This window comes from uncultured Thiodictyon sp. (genome assembly GCA_903837595.1).
Lineage (GTDB): Bacteria > Pseudomonadota > Gammaproteobacteria > Chromatiales > Chromatiaceae > Thiodictyon.
On record CAILVI010000074.1, the window covers coordinates 1 to 1548 of the forward strand.

Annotated in this window: 2 protein-coding genes; both read left to right on the forward strand. The window is 66.1% G+C overall.

Annotated features, from left to right (window positions below; genetic code table 11):
• Positions 1 to 453, forward strand: a 453-nt coding sequence (locus QZY44_RS04080) for a head decoration protein (RefSeq protein WP_295442615.1), incomplete at its 5' end; no start/stop codon positions are given.
• 2 nt (positions 454 to 455) lie between these two features.
• Positions 456 to 1406 carry a major capsid protein gene (locus tag QZY44_RS04085; RefSeq protein ID WP_295442618.1) on the forward strand — a complete coding sequence of 317 codons (951 nt, stop codon included), beginning with the start codon at positions 456 to 458 and terminating at the stop codon, positions 1404 to 1406.
• Positions 1407 to 1548: the final 142 nt, after the last annotated feature.

The following is a 1548-nucleotide window of genomic DNA, read 5'->3' on the forward strand; positions in this document are numbered from 1 at the left end:
ACCATCACCGTCGGGGCCGCCGCCAAGATCGGCAACTACACCCTGCTGATCGTGAAGCTCACCACCGATTCGGGCAGCTTCATCCTCACCGATCCCGACGGGCTACTGGTGGGCAAGGGCGCGGTGGCGAGTGCCTTCAACGTCGGCGGCCTGTCCTTCACCCTGGCCGACGCCACCGACTATGTCCCTGGCGATGGCTTCAACATCGCCGTCACTGGGACCTACAAGTACCTGCCCTATGACGACGGCAACACGGACGGCTCCAACGTCGCCCGCGCCATCGCCCTCTACCCCTGCGATGCAAGCGCCGCCGAGGCCACGGTGGCCGGGCTGGTGCGGGCGGCCGGGTTCAACACCGCGGCCATGTCCTGGCACGCCTCCAGCGATGCCACGGCCAAGACCAAAGCCTATGCCGACCTGGCTAAGTCCATGCTGATCGCCCGGAGCCTGTAACCATGGATATCTATCGCGACTATTTCACCCGCGAAGAACTGCTGCTGTCGCTCCAGACCGCGCAGTTCATCCCCGGGATGCTCGGGTCCGATGGGCTCTTTGAGACCCTGGGCCTGACCGGTACCACCCTCGCCGCCGAGGCCCTGCCCAGCGACGATGTCTCTGAGTCCACCGCGCAGCCGCGCGGCGCTCCTGCCCGCCCGTTGGCCCTGGAAAAGCGCACCGTGCGCACCTTCACCGTCGCCAGCTACTCCTGGCAACGCGCCGTACTGGCCGACGAGGTGCTCAACATGCGCGGCACCACCGGCATCCGTGAGGTGCTCCAGACCCGGCGCGACCGGGCGACCAACAAACTACGCCGGCAGGCCGACTTCCAGCATGAATACCTGCGCGTCGCCTGTCTCAACAGCCCGACCAATACCTTCGGCAGTGCCCCAGCGGCGGCCGTGGTAGCCTTCGGGGAGGACGATTCTGGTGGTATGCGCGCCGCGATCCACAACAGCATCGTCCTGGTGTTGGAGGCCGCCCTGGGCGGGATCCCTTACACCGGCCTGACGGCCTACTGTTCGGACACCTACTGGGTGGCCCTGATCGCGTCTAAGACCATCCGCGAGACCTACCTGAACCAGGTCGCCGCATCTGAGCTGCGCAACGCCCCGTCGGACCAGTTCGACTACGGCGGTATCACCTGGAAGCGTTATCGCGCCGGGGGCAACATCGCCATCACCTCGGGCCAGGCCAAGGTGGTCCCGAACGGGGTGCCCGGGCTCTTCGTGCAAGCCTTCGCGCCCAACGATACCCTCGACTCTGTCGGCGAAGGCCAGATGGGCCAGCCTTATTTCCTCGACTCCTTCCCGCTGGAAGACAACAAGGGCATCCGGCTTGCGCTCTCGACCCACCCGGTCATGGTCTGCACCCGCCCGACGGCGGTCGTGACGGTCGATCTGAGCTGATCCATGGCCAACTGGGAGGCCAATCTGGACGCACTCAACCTGGCGATCGTCGACACGGGCGCCTTTGGTGAGCCAGTGCGCCTGCCCAATGGGTCCCTGGTGCCAGGGGTCTTCGGCAAGACCCCGGTGCCGCAAAGCCCCT

What these genes read in the sequence shown, in the direction of transcription:
- QZY44_RS04085 (WP_295442618.1), top strand. Translation starts at nt 456, where the DNA reads ATGGATATCTATCGCGACTATTTCACCCGCGAAGAACTGCTGCTGTCG.